This window comes from Sphingomonas faeni (assembly GCF_003053745.1).
GTDB classification, from domain to species: domain Bacteria; phylum Pseudomonadota; class Alphaproteobacteria; order Sphingomonadales; family Sphingomonadaceae; genus Sphingomonas; species Sphingomonas faeni.
This window is the reverse complement of sequence record NZ_QAYE01000001.1, coordinates 100,577-117,574: the sequence shown is the minus strand read 5'-3', so window position 1 is coordinate 117,574 and position 16,998 is coordinate 100,577. Positions and strand designations below refer to the sequence as shown.

General features: G+C 65.9%; 17 protein-coding genes. 7 read left to right on the top strand and 10 right to left on the bottom strand.

All coding sequences use genetic code 11. The annotated features are described in order from the left end of the window. Positions 1 to 272: 272 nt before the first annotated feature. The 5 genes from pheT to rpmI all read right to left on the bottom strand — a co-directional run bounded on the left by pheT (position 273) and on the right by rpmI (position 4,998). The gene (gene pheT, locus C8J25_RS00610) at positions 273 to 2,687 is read right to left on the bottom strand and encodes a phenylalanine--tRNA ligase subunit beta (protein ID WP_107951839.1); all 2,415 of its coding nucleotides are present in this window, start codon (positions 2,685 to 2,687) and stop codon (positions 273 to 275) included. After that, on the bottom strand, positions 2,684 to 3,778 hold the full coding sequence (pheS, locus tag C8J25_RS00605; protein WP_208622496.1) for a phenylalanine--tRNA ligase subunit alpha: 1,095 nt from the start codon (positions 3,776 to 3,778) through the stop codon (positions 2,684 to 2,686). The genes pheT and pheS overlap by 4 nt, the downstream gene beginning before the upstream one ends. 22 nt (positions 3,779 to 3,800) lie before the next feature. Beyond that, the gene (locus tag C8J25_RS00600) at positions 3,801 to 4,130 is read right to left on the bottom strand and encodes a GIY-YIG nuclease family protein (protein ID WP_107951837.1); all 330 of its coding nucleotides are present in this window, start codon (positions 4,128 to 4,130) and stop codon (positions 3,801 to 3,803) included. A 279-nt stretch (positions 4,131 to 4,409) separates the two neighbouring features. Next, positions 4,410 to 4,775 carry a 50S ribosomal protein L20 gene (gene rplT, locus C8J25_RS00595; protein WP_056054375.1) on the bottom strand — a complete coding sequence of 122 codons (366 nt, stop codon included), beginning with the start codon at positions 4,773 to 4,775 and terminating at the stop codon, positions 4,410 to 4,412. A 19-nt stretch (positions 4,776 to 4,794) separates the two neighbouring features. Continuing rightward, complete coding sequence (gene rpmI / locus C8J25_RS00590; RefSeq protein ID WP_031395289.1) at positions 4,795 to 4,998, bottom strand: 50S ribosomal protein L35; 204 nt, start codon at positions 4,996 to 4,998, stop codon at positions 4,795 to 4,797. 167 nt (positions 4,999 to 5,165) lie between these two features. Here rpmI and C8J25_RS00585 point away from each other — a divergent pair, with 167 nt between their 5' ends. Next, on the top strand, positions 5,166 to 7,301 hold the full coding sequence (locus C8J25_RS00585; protein WP_107951836.1) for an AsmA family protein: 2,136 nt from the start codon (positions 5,166 to 5,168) through the stop codon (positions 7,299 to 7,301). Positions 7,302 to 7,872: 571 nt separating this feature from the next. On the opposite strand, the gene C8J25_RS00580 is transcribed toward C8J25_RS00585, so the two are convergent. Beyond that, positions 7,873 to 8,715 (bottom strand): inositol monophosphatase family protein, encoded by an 843-nt coding sequence (locus tag C8J25_RS00580; RefSeq protein WP_107951835.1) that lies wholly within the window; start codon positions 8,713 to 8,715, stop codon positions 7,873 to 7,875. Positions 8,716 to 8,805: 90 nt separating this feature from the next. Here C8J25_RS00580 and C8J25_RS00575 point away from each other — a divergent pair, with 90 nt between their 5' ends. The 3 genes from C8J25_RS00575 (at position 8,806) to C8J25_RS20570 (ending at position 10,877) form a co-directional block, all read left to right on the top strand. Continuing rightward, positions 8,806 to 9,345, top strand: coding sequence for a peroxiredoxin (locus C8J25_RS00575; RefSeq protein ID WP_056061405.1), 540 nt, complete (start codon positions 8,806 to 8,808; stop codon positions 9,343 to 9,345). 94 nt (positions 9,346 to 9,439) lie between these two features. Then, on the top strand, positions 9,440 to 10,489 hold the full coding sequence (locus tag C8J25_RS00570) for a GGDEF domain-containing protein (protein WP_107951834.1): 1,050 nt from the start codon (positions 9,440 to 9,442) through the stop codon (positions 10,487 to 10,489). Continuing rightward, positions 10,461 to 10,877 (top strand): hypothetical protein, encoded by a 417-nt coding sequence (locus C8J25_RS20570; protein WP_167397623.1) that lies wholly within the window; start codon positions 10,461 to 10,463, stop codon positions 10,875 to 10,877. Before C8J25_RS00570 ends, C8J25_RS20570 begins: the two co-directional genes overlap by 29 nt. A gap of 28 nt (positions 10,878 to 10,905) precedes the next feature. Here the strand turns inward: C8J25_RS20570 and C8J25_RS00565 are convergent, their stop codons facing one another. After that, positions 10,906 to 11,523, bottom strand: coding sequence for a YbhB/YbcL family Raf kinase inhibitor-like protein (locus C8J25_RS00565; RefSeq protein ID WP_107951833.1), 618 nt, complete (start codon positions 11,521 to 11,523; stop codon positions 10,906 to 10,908). 3 nt (positions 11,524 to 11,526) lie between these two features. Next, positions 11,527 to 12,039, bottom strand: coding sequence for a hypothetical protein (locus tag C8J25_RS00560; RefSeq protein ID WP_107951832.1), 513 nt, complete (start codon positions 12,037 to 12,039; stop codon positions 11,527 to 11,529). 100 nt (positions 12,040 to 12,139) lie between these two features. Between C8J25_RS00560 and C8J25_RS00555 the strand changes: the two genes are divergently transcribed. Then, positions 12,140 to 12,568, top strand: coding sequence for a DUF1810 domain-containing protein (locus C8J25_RS00555; protein WP_107952510.1), 429 nt, complete (start codon positions 12,140 to 12,142; stop codon positions 12,566 to 12,568). Between the two features lie 66 nt (positions 12,569 to 12,634). After that, complete coding sequence (locus C8J25_RS21250) at positions 12,635 to 12,760, top strand: hypothetical protein (RefSeq protein ID WP_259457500.1); 126 nt, start codon at positions 12,635 to 12,637, stop codon at positions 12,758 to 12,760. 152 nt (positions 12,761 to 12,912) lie between these two features. Here C8J25_RS21250 and C8J25_RS00550 read toward each other — a convergent pair whose 3' ends face one another. After that, positions 12,913 to 13,560, bottom strand: a complete 648-nt coding sequence (locus C8J25_RS00550) for a DsbA family oxidoreductase (RefSeq protein WP_107951831.1) — start codon at positions 13,558 to 13,560, stop codon at positions 12,913 to 12,915. Between the two features lie 103 nt (positions 13,561 to 13,663). On the opposite strand from C8J25_RS00550, the gene C8J25_RS00545 reads away from it, so the two are divergent. Then, the gene (locus C8J25_RS00545; protein ID WP_107951830.1) at positions 13,664 to 14,251 is read left to right on the top strand and encodes an alpha-ketoglutarate-dependent dioxygenase AlkB; all 588 of its coding nucleotides are present in this window, start codon (positions 13,664 to 13,666) and stop codon (positions 14,249 to 14,251) included. Positions 14,252 to 14,261: 10 nt separating this feature from the next. Here C8J25_RS00545 and gyrB read toward each other — a convergent pair whose 3' ends face one another. Beyond that, positions 14,262 to 16,793, bottom strand: coding sequence for a DNA topoisomerase (ATP-hydrolyzing) subunit B (gyrB, locus tag C8J25_RS00540; protein WP_107951829.1), 2,532 nt, complete (start codon positions 16,791 to 16,793; stop codon positions 14,262 to 14,264). Positions 16,794 to 16,998: the final 205 nt, after the last annotated feature.

Here is a 16,998-nt window from a genome sequence, read left to right as displayed (position 1 = left end):
CCGTAAGCCTCAAACGCGCGAGGCTTTAAAACGCTCACCATACCATCCGCGCACCACCCCGGCGAAGGCCGGGGCCCAATTGGGAAACGGTGTTAACGAAGGGCATCGCTTCATCACGATGGCCTTGCCACTTGGGCCCCGGCCTTCGCCGGCGTGGTATGAGGACGCCAGCGCGTGCCCTCACCCTCGCCGCCTCCGGCGTCTCTCCCTCTCCCCTCAGGGGAGAGGGAAGGGCCCCGCGGCTGCTTGGCCGTGGGAAGGGTGAGGGCAAGTTAGACGCGGAGGGTTGCGCCCTGTTTTGCTGCCGCTGCGACCACCTTGTCGGCGATCGCCTTGATCTCCTCGTCGGTAAAGCTCTTCGCGGTCGGTTGCAGGACGATCTCGACCGCGACCGACTTGTGTCCGCCCCCCACCCCTGCCCCGGTGAACACGTCGAACACGCGGGCCGAGACAATCGCGACCTTGTCCGCCCCCTTGACCGCGCGGACCAGCGTGTCGGTGGCGAGCGCGGCCGGCACGAGGAACGCGAAGTCGCGGCGGACGGCTTGAAGTGCTGGCGGCGTGTAAGCCGGACGGGCAAAGCCGGTAGCGCGCTTGGGCGGGATGGCGTCGAGGTAGACTTCTACCGCAGCAACCGCGCCGTCGAGGTCGAACGCCTTCAGCACCGACGGATGGAGCATGCCGAAGCTCGCCAGCACCGTCTTCGGTCCGAGGCGGAGCGTACCGGACTGGCCGGGGTGCCATGCGTCGCCGGCTTCACCCATCACTTGCAGGTTATCGACCGGCGCGCCCGAGGCCGCGAGAAGCGCCAGCGCTTCGGCCTTCGCGTCATACGCGTCGAAGCTCGCCGCTTTCCCATCGCGCCAGCCGCGGGGGCGGCGGTCGCCGGCGAGGACTACGCCTAGCGTCGCGCGCTCGGCGTCGGCCAGGTAGCGGCGGCCGATCTCGAACAGGCGGACGCTCTGCTGGCCGCGCTTGAGGTTCCGGCCGGTGGCAGCGAGCAGGCCGGGGAGCAGCGACGGGCGCATGACTTTCAGGTCTTCGCTGATCGGGTTGGCGAGCGTCCAGGCGCCGCCGCCGAAGGGGGCTGCTTCGGCGTCCGAGAGGAAGCTCCACGTTACCGCCTCGTCGAGCCCTCGGGCCGCCGCCGCGCGACGCGCCCTACGTTCGAGCTTCTGCTCGGGCGTGGCGGTCGGCTTCGCGACGCCGGGCATGCGGGGGAGCGGCATTGAGGGGATAGTGTCGATGCCCTCGATACGGACGACCTCCTCGACGAGGTCGGCGGGGCCGTCGACATCGCGGCGCCAAGTCGGGATCGTCACCGGCCATTTGCCCTCGATCGTCGAGAACAGCGCGTCGCTGAACGCGTCGGCGGACGTGATCGCGCCGATCGTGAAGCCGAGCGACAACAAGGTCCGCGCTTGGCGTTCGGGGGCGACGTGAAGGCCACCGAGGTCTGCGCTCAAGCGCGGATCGTAGTGGATCACGCGGGGCTCGAGCGGGGGTTCGCCCGAGCGCGTGACGTCGCTGGCCGTGCCGCCGCAGATGTGGAGCACGAGCGCAGTGGCGATCGCGAGGCCGTCTTCGAGGAACGCCGGATCGACGCCGCGTTCGAAGCGGCTCCGAGCGTCGGAGGTAAGCGTCAGCTTCTGGCCGGTGCGCGCGATGTGGTCGGGATCGAAATAGGCGCATTCGATCAGCACGTCGGTGGTGTCCGCCGAGACGCCCGAATGCTCGCCGCCCATGATGCCGCCGATATCGTGCACAGCCGCGTCGTCGGCGATGACGGTCATGGTCGCGTCGAGCGTGTAGGTCTTGCCGTTGAGCGCGACGACCTGCTCGCCGTCGTTTGCTTTTCGCGCGACGAGGCCGCCGGAGAGTTTGGCGCGGTCGTATACGTGCAACGGGCGGCCTAGGTCGATCATCAGATAGTTGGTGATGTCGACAAGCGCGGAGATCGGCTTCTGGCCGATCGCGAGCAGGCTGCGGCGCATCCACTCGGGGGAGTCGCCGTTGGTCACGCCCGTGACGGTCTGCGCGAAGAACGCGGGGCAGCCGGTGGTATCGTCGGTGCGGACGTCGGGGCCTGCGCCCTCGCTCGTGAACGCGTCGAACGTCAGCGGGGTGAGCGTGCCGAGGCCGGCGGCGGCGAGGTCTCGGGCGATGCCGCGGACGCCCATGCAGTCCTGGCGGTTGGGCGTGATCGCGACGTCGATGACCGGGTCGGTAAGGCCGGCATAGTCGGGATACGCGGTGCCGATCGGCGCGTCCGCCGGCAGTTCGATGATGCCATCGTGATCTTCGCCGAGTTCCAGTTCGCGCGTCGAGCACATCATGCCGTTGGATTCGACGCCGCGGATGCTGGCGAGCTTGAGCGTGACATCGAGGCCAGGGACGTACGCACCGGGCGCGCCGAACACGCCGACCAAGCCGGCGCGGGCGTTGGGGGCGCCGCAGACGACTTGCAACGGACCGTTACCGGCGTCGACCGACAGGATCTGGAGCTTGTCGGCCTGAGGGTGGCGTTCGGCGCTGAGGACCTTTGCAATCTTGAACGCGGCGAGCTTCTCGCCGGGGTTCTCGACGCCTTCGACTTCGAGGCCGATGCGGGTCAGCGCCTCGACGATCTGGTCGAGCGTGGCGGTGGTTTCGAGGTGCTGCTTGAGCCAGCTGAGGGTGAACTTCATGCGCCGACTCCGCCGGACAAGGTGGGGACGTCGAGGCTCGAAAAGCCGTAATGCTTGAGCCAGCGGATATCGCCGTCGAAGAACGGGCGTAGGTCGTCCATGCCGTATTTGAGCATGGCCAAGCGGTCGATCCCGCAGCCGAACGCGAAGCCCTGCCATTCGTCGGGGTCGAGCCCGCAGGCTTCGATCACCTTGCGGTGGACCATGCCCGAGCCGAGGATCTCGAGCCAGCCATCGGGTTCGGCGCCGCCGACGACGCGCTTACCCTTTACCAGCGTGTAGCCGACGTCGATCTCGACCGAGGGCTCGGTGAACGGGAAGTAGCTGGGGCGCAGGCGGAGCACGATGTCGTCGCGCTCGAAGAACGCCTTCACGAACGTCTCGAGCGTCCACTTCAGGTGGCCGAGCGTGATGCCCTTGTCGATCACGAGGCCCTCGACCTGGTGGAACATCGGCGTGTGCGTCGCGTCGGAGTCCGAGCGGTAGGTGCGGCCGGGAGCGATGATGCGGATCGGCGGCTTCTGGCTCAACATCGTGCGGATCTGGACCGGGGACGTGTGCGTGCGGAGCAGCGAGAAGGTCGTCTTCTCGTCGGCGGTGCCGGCGGCCTTCGCGTCGATCCCCTGCTGGAGATAGAAGGTGTCGTGCATCGCGCGCGCGGGGTGCGTCTCGGGGATGTTGAGCGCGGTGAAATTGTGCCAGTCGGTCTCGATCTCGGGTCCGGTCGCGACCGCGAAGCCCAAGTCGGCGAAGATCTCGGCGAGTTCGTCCATGACCTGGCTGACGGGGTGGATCGTGCCGGCGGGCATGGCGTCCGCGGGGAGCGTCATGTCGAGCGTTTCGCTGGCGAGACGCGCGTCGAGCGCGGCGCGTTCGAGCGTGGCCTTGCGCTCGGCGATGCCGTTGGCGACGGCTTCGCGGAGGCCCTGGATCTGCGGGCCTTGCACGAGGCGTTCTTCCGGCGTCATCTTGCCGAGCGTCTTGAGCAGCGCGGTGATCGTGCCCTGCTTGCCGAGCGCCTCGACCCGGCACGCGTCGAGCGCGTCGAGGCCGGATGCGGCGGCGATCGCCGTCAGCATGTGTTCGCGCATCTGGTTCAGGTCTTGCGTCACGTCATACTCCCAGGGTGGGTTCGGTTAGGCGGGGCAGCCCGAGGCCGATACCCAGATCGTCCCAATTTTCGTTGCGCGCTTCGATCAGGTCGATCTTCCACGCTCTTCGCCAGTCTTTCAGCCGCTTCTCGCGAACGATCGCGGCCTCCATCGTGTCGAACATCTCGTAATAAGCGAGACGCTTGATGCCGTACCGGCGAGTGAAGCCGGGGATCAACCCCTCTCGGTGCTGAACCAGCCTTGCGAGCAGATTCGAGGTGACGCCGATGTAGAGCGTGCCGTAGCGGCGGGAGTGGAGGATGTAGACGCACGGCTGAAAGGTTTCGCGCATTTCGTGCTCCCCTTGTGCCCGTGTGCCGGATCGTTTGATCCATCATCAACACCCCCGTCATCCCGGCGGACGCCGGGACCCACGGTAGCGGGCCGGGTGATGGTAGCACGTTATTGCCGGGTCCGCCGTAACCGTGGGTCCCGGCGTTCGCCGGGATGACGGATAGAGGGTTGGGGACCACGGAAGTTCGGGAACTCAGGTATTTACCCGCCCCAAACGCAGAAAGGGCGCCGGTGGTCTCCCACCGACGCCCTCCCCGAAACTCACCTCAGTCGCGAATTACGCGGCCTGTGGCAAAGCCGCCTTCACCTGGGCGACGATGGCGCTGAAGGCAGCGCCCTCGTGCATGGCGATGTCGGCCAGGACCTTCCGGTCGAGTTCGATCCCTGCAAGCTTCACGCCGTGCATGAACTGCGAATACGTCAGCCCCTCGGCGCGGACGCCGGCGTTGATGCGCTGGATCCAGAGGCCACGGAACGTGCGCTTCTTAACCTTACGGTCGCGATATGCGTACTGTCCGGCCTTCTCGACGGCCTGACGGGCGATGCGGATGGTGTTCTTGCGACGGCCATAATAGCCCTTCGCCTGAACCAAAATACGCTTGTGCTTGGCGCGGGTGGTAACACCCCGTTTTACGCGTGCCATTGTCTAATTCCTTCTCAGCTCAACGCAGGCCGTAAGGCGCCCAGGCCTTCACTGCTGCGGTATCGGCCTTCGACAGCAGCTTGGTGCCGCGGTTCTGACGGATGTACTTGCCGTTGTGATGCGCCAGACGGTGACGCTTGCCGGCGACGCCGTGCTTGAGCAGGCCGGTGGCGGTGAGCTTGAAGCGTTTCTTGACGCCGCTCTTGGTCTTCAGCTTGGGCATTTTTATCCTTTCGGTTACGAAGGAGGACGCTGAAATCGCCGCGGCAGCCCACACTGGCCGGGCGATTCGTCGAACGCGTTCCTTCGAGGAAGCGGGCCGCATAGACGCAATGATCCGCCATATCAACCGTTGTGGAACTGACGCGGCTGTCATGCGATAGGCCAAGCATGGACGACAGCCCGACGCAGCCGATCGAGAACCCTCCCCCGGCCCCTGCGCCGGTCGATACGCAAAAACGTCGCAAGCGGCGGATACTGCGCAACATCCTGCTCGGGATCGTCGCGGTCATCGTCGCGATCTGGCTGGTGCTGTACATCACCAAGGGGCGCTTCCTGAAGCACCCGTTCGAGCGCGTCGTTGGGTCGCTGACGCACCGGACGCTGACCGTGCGCGGCGATTTCCAGCTCTATTTCGCGCCGTTCCGCATCAAGCTGTACGCGGAGAACTTCACGCTCTCGAACCCCGACTGGGCGAGCAAGCCGAACCTGTTCCAGGCGGACAAGCTCGACACGCGGATCGCGCCGCTGTCGCTGCTCTTCGGCAAGCGGCGGCTCTACTGGCTCGACCTCGTCAACGGCGCTGTCGATCTCGAGTGGAACGCGGCGCATTCGGCCAACACCTGGACGTTCTCCGAGAAGAAGGGCGGCAAGTCGCTCGAATTCCCGCGGATTGACGTGGCGACCGTGACGGGCACGACGGTGCGCTATCTCGATCCGCGGATGCGCGTGCTGGCGGACCTCAAGGTCGCCGACATTCGCTCGGTGGATGCGACGATCGGCCGTGCGGTCGGGCTGACGGGCAAGGGGCGGTTGCGCGAGACGCCGTTCACCGTGACCGCGCAACTGCTGTCGCCGGATGCGACCGCCAATCGCGGGCAGAACAAGCTGGTCGCGCGGGCGCGGGCGGCGGGGAACATCATCGACGTCGCGGGGACTCTGCCGAGCATCGCCGATGTCGAGAACGTGCCGCTCGCCGTGACCGCGCGCGGCGCAAACCTGTCGACGCTTCTCGGCGTGATCGACGTCGCGATTCCGAACACGCGGACCTACAAACTGCGCGCGCAACTCATCAAGCAGGGCGACGAATATGCCTTCACGCACCTGCGCGGCTTTGCGGGCCGGACCGATCTCGCGGGCAAGCTGACGATTACCAACGGCGCGCGCATCCATCTCGATTCGGTGCTCACGACCAAGAGCCTCGACATCATCGATGCAGCCCCGTTTATCGGCTTCAATCCCGACATTGTCGAGTCGAAGGGCGCGGTGGCAGCCGCCGCCGCGACCGGTGCCGCACCGCAGCGCCTGCTGCCCGACGGGAACCTGCCAGTCGCGACGATGCAGATCTTCGATGCCGACCTGAAATGGACGATCGGTGTGGTGAAGTCGCGCAATCTGCCGATTTCCAACATCGACCTGACGCTCGACCTGGAGCGTGGGCGGCTGGCGCTGTCGCCGCTGACCTTCTCGATGGCGCGCGGCAACGTGGCCTCGGACGTCATCTTCGACACGCGCGCACGGCCGAGCGCGGTGTCCTACGACATCCGCCTCGCGCCGACGCCATTGGGCCGGCTGCTCAAGGGCTATGGCCTGACCGAGGCCGGGACGACCGGGACCGTCAAGGGTCGCATCAGGCTTGATGGCCGGGGCGACTCGATCCACGATTCGCTGGCGTCGTCGCGCGGGCGGATTGCGTTCGTTTTGCCGTCGGGGGCGCTTTCGGTGCGCAACGTTCAGTTGGCCGAGCTCGACATCGGCACGTTTGCGCAGCGGATGTTCCAGGGGAAGCTGGACGAGCCGGTGCAGATCAACTGCGGGCTGATCGGCTTTACCGTGCGCGGCGGTGTCGCGGCGGCGGACCCGATCCTGATCGATACGCGCAAGAACGTGATCGTCGGCCGTGGCGGTTTCAGCTTCCGCAACGAGGCGGTGGATCTGGCGTTTCGGGCGGATTCGAAGAAGTTCAGCCTGTTTGCGGGGCAGTCACCGGTCGGGGTCGCCGGGATGTTCGCGGCGCCTAAGCTCAGCGTGATCTCGAAGGATCTGCTTGCGCGGGTCGGCAGCGGGCTTGGCCTCGCGTTGGTGGCAACGCCGGTCGCGGGGATCCTGGCGTTCGTCGATGTCGGCGATGCGAAGTCTACCGCGTGCGGGCCGGTGCTCTCCGGGGCTACGGCGGCGGCGCAGAGGACCACCAAGGGCCAGCCGCGGGACGACGTGGGGCATGGGACGACCGCCAAGGCTGAGGACGGGAAGACGTCGGCGGCGGAGCGGCAGGGGCAGCGGAAGAAGTTCCTGGGGATCTTCTGAGGGTATGGGGAGGATGGTACGCCCCCTTCCCTACCTTGCTCTTCCTCGCGTCACCCGAGCGCCGGTTTCGATGGTTGGGCGCGCTTAGAAGGCTAGCGTTGCGTGTCCGTGGGTCCCGGCGTCCGCCGGGATGACGGATTGGGGTGTGAGCGGGGCTCGGTGGTGGACATGCGGGTCGGATATTGCCCGTGGTCGGTTGTTGCCCGTGGCCCGTTGCTGCCTGTGGCCGGTTGCTACCTGTGGCCGGTGTCGCACGTAGGTGTGAGGTACATACGCTGCTCGAGTTAGATAGCGGCTTGGCTACGACGCTGCCGTCGCCAAGCGCTTACTCCTCACCACACCAACCCCGTCACCCCGGCGGACGCCGGGGCCCATGGTTGGGTCCGCTCAGACGGCTAGCGCTCCGCGTCCGTGGGTCCCGGCGTCCGCCGGGATGACGGATGGGGGTGGTAATGTGGGGCTTTGCGGTTTGCGATACCGCTTTTGTGACCCCTCCCGATTGCGGGTTTGGGGAGGGTTGATTGCGTGCCGGACGCCGGCGCGTACGTCGTGCCCTTCCCTAACCCCTCCCTTATCCGTGGGTGTGGCCGTCATGCGCATCGTGACCGTGCCCGTCATCCTGTAACCGGTGCATCGCCTCGAGCACGTCGTCCATCCGCGCAGGATCGCCGATCGCTAGGACGTGACCTTCGCTGTCCGCCGTCAGCGGGTCGCCGTTCCAGTCGCACATGCCGCCGCCGGCGCCTTCAACTACCGGCACAAGGGCGGCGAAGTCGTAGAGCTTCAGGCCTGACTCGCAGACCACGTCGAGATGGCCGCTCGCGAGCAGGCCGTAATTGTAGCAGTCGCCACCATAGACAGGCCCCTGCCGCGGGTTGCCGCCCGAGATCGCGGCAACCAGCGCGAGATAGTGCGGCACGTCGACCTCGTCGAAGAGATGCGGGCTAGTAGTGGCGATCGTCGACCCCGCTAGTTCGCGGCAGGTGCGGGTGCGGACAGGTACGCCGTTCAAAGTGGTCGGACGCCCCGCTACACCAACCCAGCGTTCGCGCTGGATCGGCTGGTCGATGATCCCGAGCACCGGCCAACCATCCTCGACCAGCGCGATCAACGTGCCGAAGATCGCGCGCCCCACCGTGAAACTACGCGTGCCGTCGATCGGATCGAGCACCCATTTGCGGTTGGTGACGCCCGGCTTCTCACCAAACTCCTCGCCGACGATGCCGTCGCCCGAGCGCTCGGCGTCGAGCAACCGGCGCATCGCCGATTCGGCTTCGCGATCCGCACGGGTGACGGGGGATTGGTCGTCCTTGATTTCGACGCCGTGCTCATGGCGGAAATAGGGTCGGATGACGTGGCCCGCGGCATCCGCGAGGCGGTGCGCGAGATCGATATCGGCTTGGGTTACTGGCATATTTCCAGCCTATCGAGCGCGAGCGTCACGGGCAATGGACGGATCGTTCGTGCCAGCGTAGGTCATTGCAATCCAACCGGAGTATCATCCATGCGCCTCGTCTCGACACTTGCCACTGCCGCTGCCCTCCTCGTCGCGGCGCCTGCGCTGGCGGCACTCGCGCCCGGCGCAAAGGCTCCGGACTTCACCACGCGCGGCGCGATCGCCGGCAAGGTGTTCACCGTTCACCTCGCCGAGCAGCTGAAGAAGGGCCCGGTCGTGCTCTACTTCTTCCCGGCGGCCTATACCGGCGGCTGCAACGCCGAGGCGCATGCGTTTGCGGAAGCGATCCCGGCGTTCACCAAGGCAGGCGCGACCGTGATCGGCATGTCGGCCGACAATGTCGAGACGCTCAGCAAGTTCTCCGCCGAGAAGTGCGCGGGCAAGTTCGCGGTCGCCAGCGCCGGACCGAACGTGGTCAAGGGCTACGACGTCGCACTCGGCAAGCAGATGGCCGGGCGCGACATCACCAAGCGCACCAGCTACGTCATCGCCAAGGACGGCCGCATCGCGTTCGTCCATGACGAGATGAACCCCGAGGCGCATGTCTCGACGACGCTCGCCGCGGTCCAGAAGCTGACGGGCAAGTAATCGATCGAAACCGGACCGGCAAATACCTGCCGGTCCGGTGACATTATGCTAACGCTTTCGGGTCTATCGCGTCGGCGAGGACGCGGGGGATGACATGCGCGATGCACGAGTGGCCGGATCGATACGGGACGCAAGACCGGACGCGACGCTGTTCGAGCGGATCGGCGCGTTCCTCGACGAACAGAAGCTGAGCCCCGATCCCGCGCACTACGCGTTTGCCTATGCCGTGATGTCGGCGCCTGGGAGCGAGTTGGCCGCGCAAGTCGCTGCGCTGACGCAGGACGGCGTTCGTCTCACCCGATCGGATATCGAGCGACTCGGGGGAACGGTGATAGACGGGCCGCCGCCAGGCCGATCGCGACGACCGAACGGCGTTGCGGACACCAATCCGGTACCGGATACCGCGATCGCGCTCGTGATCGAGACGCAGCAGCAGGTCGATGGCTTCGTGCAGATCGTGCGGACGATGCAGGCCGAGACGCATGGCTTTGGCCGCGAATTGGCCAGGAGCGCGGCATCGATCACGCAATTGGCGGAGATCGACGAGATCGCCGAAATCACCAGTGCGATGATCGCTCGGATCCACGACAGCGAGGTGCGGCTGGCGGCGGCGACCGCAGAGACGGATTCGCTGCGGTCGAAGCTGATCGAAGCGCGCGATACGGCGCGCCGCGACGTACTGACCGGCCTGCCCAACCGACGCGCGTTCGAGGAAGCGTTCGCGACGCGCGACCGGGATGCCGGGCCCTATTGCCTCGCCTTGTGCGATATCGACCGGTTCAAGCGGATCAACGACGTGCACGGCCATGGTGTCGGCGACCGCGTGCTCACCGCGATCGGCCAGGCGATGGCGGCCGAATGCGCGCCACATCTCGTCGTCCGCCATGGCGGCGAGGAATTCGCGGTGCTGCTCGGCGGGATCGCCTTGGCCGAAGCTGCGGACATGCTCGATGCCGTACGTTCGACGGTCGCTGGCAAGCGCTTCCGCAACCGGGAGACAGATACCGCGCTCGGCGTCATCACCGTCTCAGCGGGCGTGACTGCGATCCATGCTGACGAAGCCGCCGAAACCGCGTTCCAGCGTGCCGACCAGCTGCTCTACACAGCGAAGAAGAATGGCCGAGATCGGGTCTGCGCGGGTTGATCCCGGGAGTTGGCGCAATGTGCGACGTAGAAATGGTGCGCTGTACCAGCTCGATCTTCGCAGGAACAAGAAATCGCGTAAAAACAACGATCTAAGGAACTGGCACGCGCCATGCAACTCATTCGATATCGGCAGCCGGATGGTCCGGCGCCCGACCATCGAAGGACTATCCCATGTCGATCCGTTTCGAAACCGCTCAGCGCATCGCCTTCTCGCTCGTCGGAGCACTGTTCTTCGCAGCCATCGCAGTCGGCACGGCCGTCCCGATCATCCCCATCGCCTGATCGGGACACCCATCATCATGAACCGCAGCATCCTCATCGGCCTCATCGCCTTTTCCACCACCATCCTGCTGATCGCGACCCAGACCGGCGGCGCGCTCGCCTGACCTACGAGGCGCCTGCCGAGCGTCACGGTCATGCGGGTGAGGTCAGCCCCACCGGCCCTACGGGGGCCTCTTCTTCGCGCGAATAGGTGCCGATCAACAGCCCTGCCGCTAGCACATGCCCGGTGATGGCCTCGATCACCGCGGAGCGCCCGGGTGTCGCGCCGACATCCCCTGCCCCCGCGCCGATCGCGAAGACCTGGAACGCATAACGATGCTCACCGTGGCCGCTTGGCGGATCGGGCGGCAACCAGCCTTCGCGCAGATAGGAATTACGACCGACATCGCGACCGTGCGCGTCACCTTCACCGTCAGCAGCGATCGCGCCTTCGGCTAGCTGGCCCGCATCCGCTTCGAGTCCCCAGATGATCGCGTGGACCAGAGGTTGCGGGGCCGGAGCATCGGCATCCTCGACGATCAGCACCATGCGCTCGGTCCCTGCCGGCGGTTCGCTCCACACAAGCGGTGGCGACACGCCTTCCCCGTCCGCAGTGAAGCGCGGCGGCAGGCGTGCCTCGTGCGCGAACGCCGGGCTGGTCAGGGTCAACGTCTCGAAATTCTCGCCCAACTGGACGATCGCAAGCTTGTCGATACCGGCACGCAGGCCGCTCATCGCCTGGCCAAGCCAGGCGGGAATATGTTCGAGCATGGCTTATCCTTCCGACGGGCAGGTTTCGGCGCGGCGGGCGGGGGCCGCGCCGTCATACCAGTCGCTCTGCGGGCCCATCTTGGCTGCGTCGTGGTAGCAGACCTGGGTCTTGCCGCGCTTCGGATCGACGATCACCGTCCAGTTGTGGTCGCCGCAATTATGCTCTTCGCAACCCCAGGACGCGATGCGGTCGCCCATGTTGAACACGGGCGTAGCGGGCCCCGACCGACCACGGATCATCTCGCGCAGCTTGGCATCGCCGACCGCGTTGACGAGGCCGGTCGCAACGTCGGTGCGGTCGAAGAAATCGACGCCGTCGACCGCATCATGCGGGTATTTACCGACATAGGCGGTGATCGGCGTGGTCTGCGCCTGGCCTGCTATCGGGGCGGGCGCGCGCGTTTCGGGCGGGGTGAAGCCGCTGGGCGCGGCGGTCGTGGTGGGATCGTCGTTGCGTCCGCATCCACCGACGAGAAGCGGCACCGTGAGCAACGCGACCGCGATTGCCGTCCTCATGATCGCACCGTCGTCATCACCTGATCTCCTCAACCCCCGATGCAACGCATCGACCGGCATCGTGGTTGCGGAGGGGAGCCGATGCGACCATCTCGGGTCCATGGAGCATGATCTCGATCGTTTCGTCGCGGCGCAGGACAGCGTTTATCCGCAGGCGCTGGCGGAGTTGCAGCACGGGGCCAAGCGCAGCCACTGGATGTGGTTCATCTTCCCGCAGATCGCCGGACTCGGGCAGAGCGCGATGGCGCGAACCTACGCGATCACCGAGGCGGACGAGGCTCGGGCGTATCTCGCGCATCCGGTACTTGGACCGCGACAAATCGAGGTCACGCAGACGGTAACGGCTGCGTCCGGATCCGCCGAAACGATCCTCGGCGGCATCGACGCAGTGAAGTTGCGGTCGTCGATGACGCTGTTCGCCGCAGTCGCCGACGATCCTTCGCCGTTCCGCGCGGCGCTCGACCGGTTCTTCGATGGCGAAGACGATCAGGCAACATTGGACCTGCTACGCCGGACGGCGAACCGATAAGATAGGGGCATTGGCGGCAACGCGTGTAGTGTGACCGCGGGGCCTTCCGCCCCATGAGGTGCCGTGATGGCGAAGAGCCAGAAGAAATCGAGCAAGGAAGTGCGCAAGCCCAAGGCCGAAAAGGCACCCAAGGCGAACGCGTCCAACCCGACCACCAAGGGCAAGCCCGTCGAGATGACGACGCTGAACTGAGGCGCGCCGAAGCGGTTACCGCCCCGGCAAGATCTTCGACCGGGCGATGACGGGACGTCTTCCGTTGTTCCGGTCGATCGGGCGCAGTGCAGAGTGACCAGGACAATCACATGTCCGGCAGCACAACCTGCTGTCTGACCACCCGGTCCGGGTCAGCCCGCCGCGGCGATCTGGCGTAGTGCCTGTTCGAAGACGTCGACGGGCTGGCCGCCCGAAATTAGATGCTGGTCGTTGATCACGATCGCCGGCACCGCATTGATCCCGCGAGCGTGCCACAGTTCCTCCGCCGCGCGAACCTCGTCCGCGTAGCGTCCCGACCGAAGCACCTCTTCGGCGGCAACGGGATCAAGTCCGGCCTTTGCGGCGGCATCGACCAGCACGTGGTGATCGCCTGGGTCGGCGTTGTCGGTGAAATTTGCGGTAAAGAGCGCGTGCTTGAGCGCCGCCTGGCCCCCTTCGATTTGCGCCCAGTGCAACAGGCGGTGCGCGTCGAACGTGTTGTAGAGCCGGCTGGTCTCGGTCATCGCCATCGTGAAACCGAGCTCTCGCGCGCGGTCGACGATCATCGCGCGGTTTACCGCTGACTGCTCGGGCGTGGACCCGTATTTCTCCGCGATATGCTCGCCCATATTCTGCCCGCCTGCAGGCATCGCCGGATTGAGTTCGAACGGCTGGAAGACGATCTCCGCGTCGAGCGCATCCGCCGCGCGGACCAGGGCCTCTTCCAGCGCGCGCAGTCCGATGATGCACCAAGGACAGGCGATGTCCGATACGAAATCGATCTTGAGATGGGCGGTCATGTCAGTCTCCGGAAAGCGCGCACCGCGGTAGATCGCGGCGGTCGGATGAGCAACCGTAGGGCTTTCGGCTGGCGATGGCCGCCCGCATCCCTACATCCGGTCGATGGCCAATCCGACCGCAGACCTTTTCGGCACGCCGCTCCTCCCCGGACTCGCGTACCGCGACGCATTGATCGACCGGGATGAGGAGGCGATGTTGATCGCCCGGATCGACGAACAGGATCTGGCGCCGTTCCAATTCCAGGGTTGGCTCGGCAAGCGGCTGACCCGTTCGTTTGGCTGGCATTACGACTTCGACACGAGCCAGTTCGGTGCGACCGATCCGTTGCCCGACTGGCTGCTGCCGATCCGCCAGCGCGCCGCCGCGTTCGCGAAACTGCCGGAGGAAGCGCTCGTCCAGGCACTTCTGATCCGGTACGATCCGGGCGCGGGAATAGGCTGGCACCGCGACCGGCCAGTGTTCGAGCATGTCGTCGGGATTTCGCTTGGCGTACCGGCGACGATGCGGTTCCGGCGGCGCAAGGCGGGCGGTTTCGACCGAGCCGCCGTACCGCTGGCACCGCGGTCCGTGTACCATCTCAGCGGCGAGGCGCGCCACGACTGGGAGCACAGCATCGCCGAGATGGAGGTGACTCGCTGGTCGATCACCTTCCGCAGTTTTACCGCCAGCGCACGGCAGGACCGGCGCTGACGGTCGAAACTCAGACGTCGAGGTTGGCGACGTTGAGCGCGTTGTCCTGGATGAACTCGCGGCGGGGTTCGACGACTTCGCCCATCAGCTGGGTAAAGATCTCGTTCGCGCTCTCGGCGTTGACCGCGGTGACGCGGAGCATCGAGCGGACCGACGGGTCGAGCGTGGTTTCCCAAAGCTGTTCGGCATTCATCTCGCCGAGACCCTTGTAGCGCTGGATCGCGAGGCCTTTCCGCCCGGCAGTCAGGATCGCGTCCAGCAGGTGGCTCGGGCGCGAGACCTGCGTCGAGCCGCGTGCGGCCACGGCGGTGACCGAGCCGATCACGCCGGCACCAGCCTCCGCACCCTCTTCAGCCTCAGGCTCTTCGGCCGCCGCCGCCTTGCTGGCGGGGACGAGGTTCGAGGTGTGGGCGTAGCTCTCGGCATGCTCGCCCGACAGCGCGTGGAGTTTGCGCGCCTCGGCCGACACCAGGAAGCTGGCCTCGATGATGTGGTGGTCGGTGACGCCGCGCCATGCACGCTGGAAGTGGATGCCGCCGTCTTCGGTCAGCACCGCGGTCCAGCGGGCATCGCCGTCGTCGAGTTCGAGACGGTGCGTGACGACCTGCAGACGCGAGGTGCGATCCTCGACCGACGCTTCCGGATCGAACACACCACCGAGTGCGAGCGCCTCGATCATCCCGGCGTCGTAGCGCTTGGGAACGTAGCGCATCAGCGTCCGCATCCGGCGCGCATGATCGACCAGATCCTTCAGGTCGCGACCCGAACGACCGCCGCCGGGGCCGTCGAGCACCATCGTATTGACGCCGGCATCGACCAGATATTCGTCGAGCGCCGCGTCGTCCTTGAGGTACACCTCGGACCTGCCCTTGGTCGCTTTGTAGAGCGGCGGCTGGGCGATGTAGAGATACCCGCCCTCGATGATCTTGGGCATGTGGCGGTAGAACAGCGTCAGCAACAGCGTGCGGATGTGCGCGCCGTCGACGTCTGCGTCGGTCATGATGACGATCTTGTGGTAACGCAGCTTGTCCGCGTTGAAGTCGTCGCGGATGCCGGTGCCCATCGCGGTGATGAGCGTGCCGATCTCGCGGCTCGACAACATCCGGTCCTCGCGCGCGCGCTCGGTGTTGAGGATCTTGCCGCGCAACGGGAGGATCGCCTGGAAATGGCGGTCGCGGCCCTGCTTTGCCGAACCGCCTGCCGAGTCACCCTCGACCAGGAACAGCTCGGACTTGGCGGGATCACGCTCCTGGCAATCGGCGAGCTTGCCGGGCAGCGAGGCGATGTCCATCACGCCCTTGCGGCGCGTCAGTTCGCGGGCGCGCTTGGCAGCTTCGCGCGCGGCGGCGGCGTCGATGATCTTGGCGACGATCGCCTTGCCGTGTGCGGGATTTTCCTCGAGCCATTCGGCCATCTTGTCGGCCATCAGGCTTTCCAGCGGCTGGCGGACTTCGGACGAGACGAGCTTGTCCTTGGTCTGGCTGCTGAACTTGGGATCGGGCAGCTTGACCGAGACGATCGCGGTCAGGCCTTCGCGCATGTCCTCGCCGGTGAGCTGGACCTTTTCCTTCTTCAACATCCCCGATTTCTCGGCGTAGTTGTTGAGCGTGCGGGTCAGCGCGGCGCGGAACGCGGCCATGTGCGTGCCGCCGTCGCGCTGCGGAATGTTGTTCGTGAAGGCGAGGACGTTCTCGTAATACGAGTCGTTCCACTGGAGCGCGACGTCCATCGTGACGTCGTCGCGCGTACCGCTGATCGCGACCGGCTCTGGCATCAACGGGAGCTTGGCGCGATCGAGATACTTCACGAATGCGGCGATCCCGCCCTCGTAATAGAGCTCGACGGTCTTGCGCTCTTCACTGCGCGCATCGCTCAGGAACAGGCGGACGCCCGAGTTGAGGAAGGCGAGCTCACGGTAGCGATGTTCGAGCTTGTCGAAGTCGAAATCGGTGATCTTGAAGGTGGCGGGCGACGGGAAGAAGGTGACGCGCGTGCCCTTCTGGCCTTCAGCGGCGGGACCGACGACCTTCAGCGGCGCGACCGCGTCGCCGAATGCGAAGCGCATGTAATGCTCCTCGCCGTTGCGCCAGATCGTCAGGTCGAGCCATTCGCTGAGCGCGTTGACGACCGAGACGCCGACACCGTGCAGGCCGCCCGAGACCTTGTACGCGTTCTCGTCGCTGGTGTTCTCGAACTTACCGCCGGCGTGGAGCTGGGTCATGATGACCTCGGCGGCGGACACGCCTTCCTCGGTGTGGATGCCCGTCGGGATACCGCGGCCGTTGTCGGTGACGCTGACCGAGCCATCGGCGTTGAGGACGATGTCGATCCGGTCGCAATGCCCGGCGAGCGCCTCGTCGATCGCGTTGTCGCTGACCTCGAACACCATGTGGTGGAGGCCGGAACCATCGTCGGTGTCGCCGATGTACATGCCGGGGCGTTTGCGGACTGCGTCGAGCCCCTTCAGGACCTTGATCGAGTCCGCGCCATAGTCGCCCATGTTCGGGAGGTTGGGATTGTTGGTTTCGGGGTTGGATGCCATGCCGAGTATATAGGCATTCGAGGGCCGAAACGGAAGCGAAATGGCCTGTAGGGGCTGGGGCGTCGGCGAGTGAAGTATAGGAAGTGCAGACGCTGGGAGCGTTTTGCGGCGAGTGTGCACTTCGGGTGCCGGGCGGGTTGGTTTCGAGGAGGTTCGGAGCGCCATGCGGGGATGGTGACAGGGTCTGGCTGTGTAGGACAGCGCG

Coding starts and splice junctions, on each gene's coding strand:
- pheT (WP_107951839.1), bottom strand. CDS start 2,687: ATGAAGTTCACCCTCAGCTGGCTCAAGCAGCACCTCGAAACCACCGCC.
- pheS (WP_208622496.1), bottom strand. CDS start 3,778: ATGCGCGAACACATGCTGACGGCGATCGCCGCCGCATCCGGCCTCGAC.
- C8J25_RS00600 (WP_107951837.1), bottom strand. CDS start 4,130: ATGCGCGAAACCTTTCAGCCGTGCGTCTACATCCTCCACTCCCGCCGC.
- rplT (WP_056054375.1), bottom strand. CDS start 4,775: ATGGCACGCGTAAAACGGGGTGTTACCACCCGCGCCAAGCACAAGCGT.
- rpmI (WP_031395289.1), bottom strand. CDS start 4,998: ATGCCCAAGCTGAAGACCAAGAGCGGCGTCAAGAAACGCTTCAAGCTC.
- C8J25_RS00585 (WP_107951836.1), top strand. CDS start 5,166: ATGGACGACAGCCCGACGCAGCCGATCGAGAACCCTCCCCCGGCCCCT.
- C8J25_RS00580 (WP_107951835.1), bottom strand. CDS start 8,715: ATGCCAGTAACCCAAGCCGATATCGATCTCGCGCACCGCCTCGCGGAT.
- C8J25_RS00575 (WP_056061405.1), top strand. CDS start 8,806: ATGCGCCTCGTCTCGACACTTGCCACTGCCGCTGCCCTCCTCGTCGCG.
- C8J25_RS00570 (WP_107951834.1), top strand. CDS start 9,440: ATGCGCGATGCACGAGTGGCCGGATCGATACGGGACGCAAGACCGGAC.
- C8J25_RS20570 (WP_167397623.1), top strand. CDS start 10,461: ATGGCCGAGATCGGGTCTGCGCGGGTTGATCCCGGGAGTTGGCGCAAT.
- C8J25_RS00565 (WP_107951833.1), bottom strand. CDS start 11,523: ATGCTCGAACATATTCCCGCCTGGCTTGGCCAGGCGATGAGCGGCCTG.
- C8J25_RS00560 (WP_107951832.1), bottom strand. CDS start 12,039: ATGAGGACGGCAATCGCGGTCGCGTTGCTCACGGTGCCGCTTCTCGTC.
- C8J25_RS00555 (WP_107952510.1), top strand. CDS start 12,140: ATGGAGCATGATCTCGATCGTTTCGTCGCGGCGCAGGACAGCGTTTAT.
- C8J25_RS21250 (WP_259457500.1), top strand. CDS start 12,635: ATGGCGAAGAGCCAGAAGAAATCGAGCAAGGAAGTGCGCAAGCCCAAG.
- C8J25_RS00550 (WP_107951831.1), bottom strand. CDS start 13,560: ATGACCGCCCATCTCAAGATCGATTTCGTATCGGACATCGCCTGTCCT.
- C8J25_RS00545 (WP_107951830.1), top strand. CDS start 13,664: ATGGCCAATCCGACCGCAGACCTTTTCGGCACGCCGCTCCTCCCCGGA.
- gyrB (WP_107951829.1), bottom strand. CDS start 16,793: ATGGCATCCAACCCCGAAACCAACAATCCCAACCTCCCGAACATGGGC.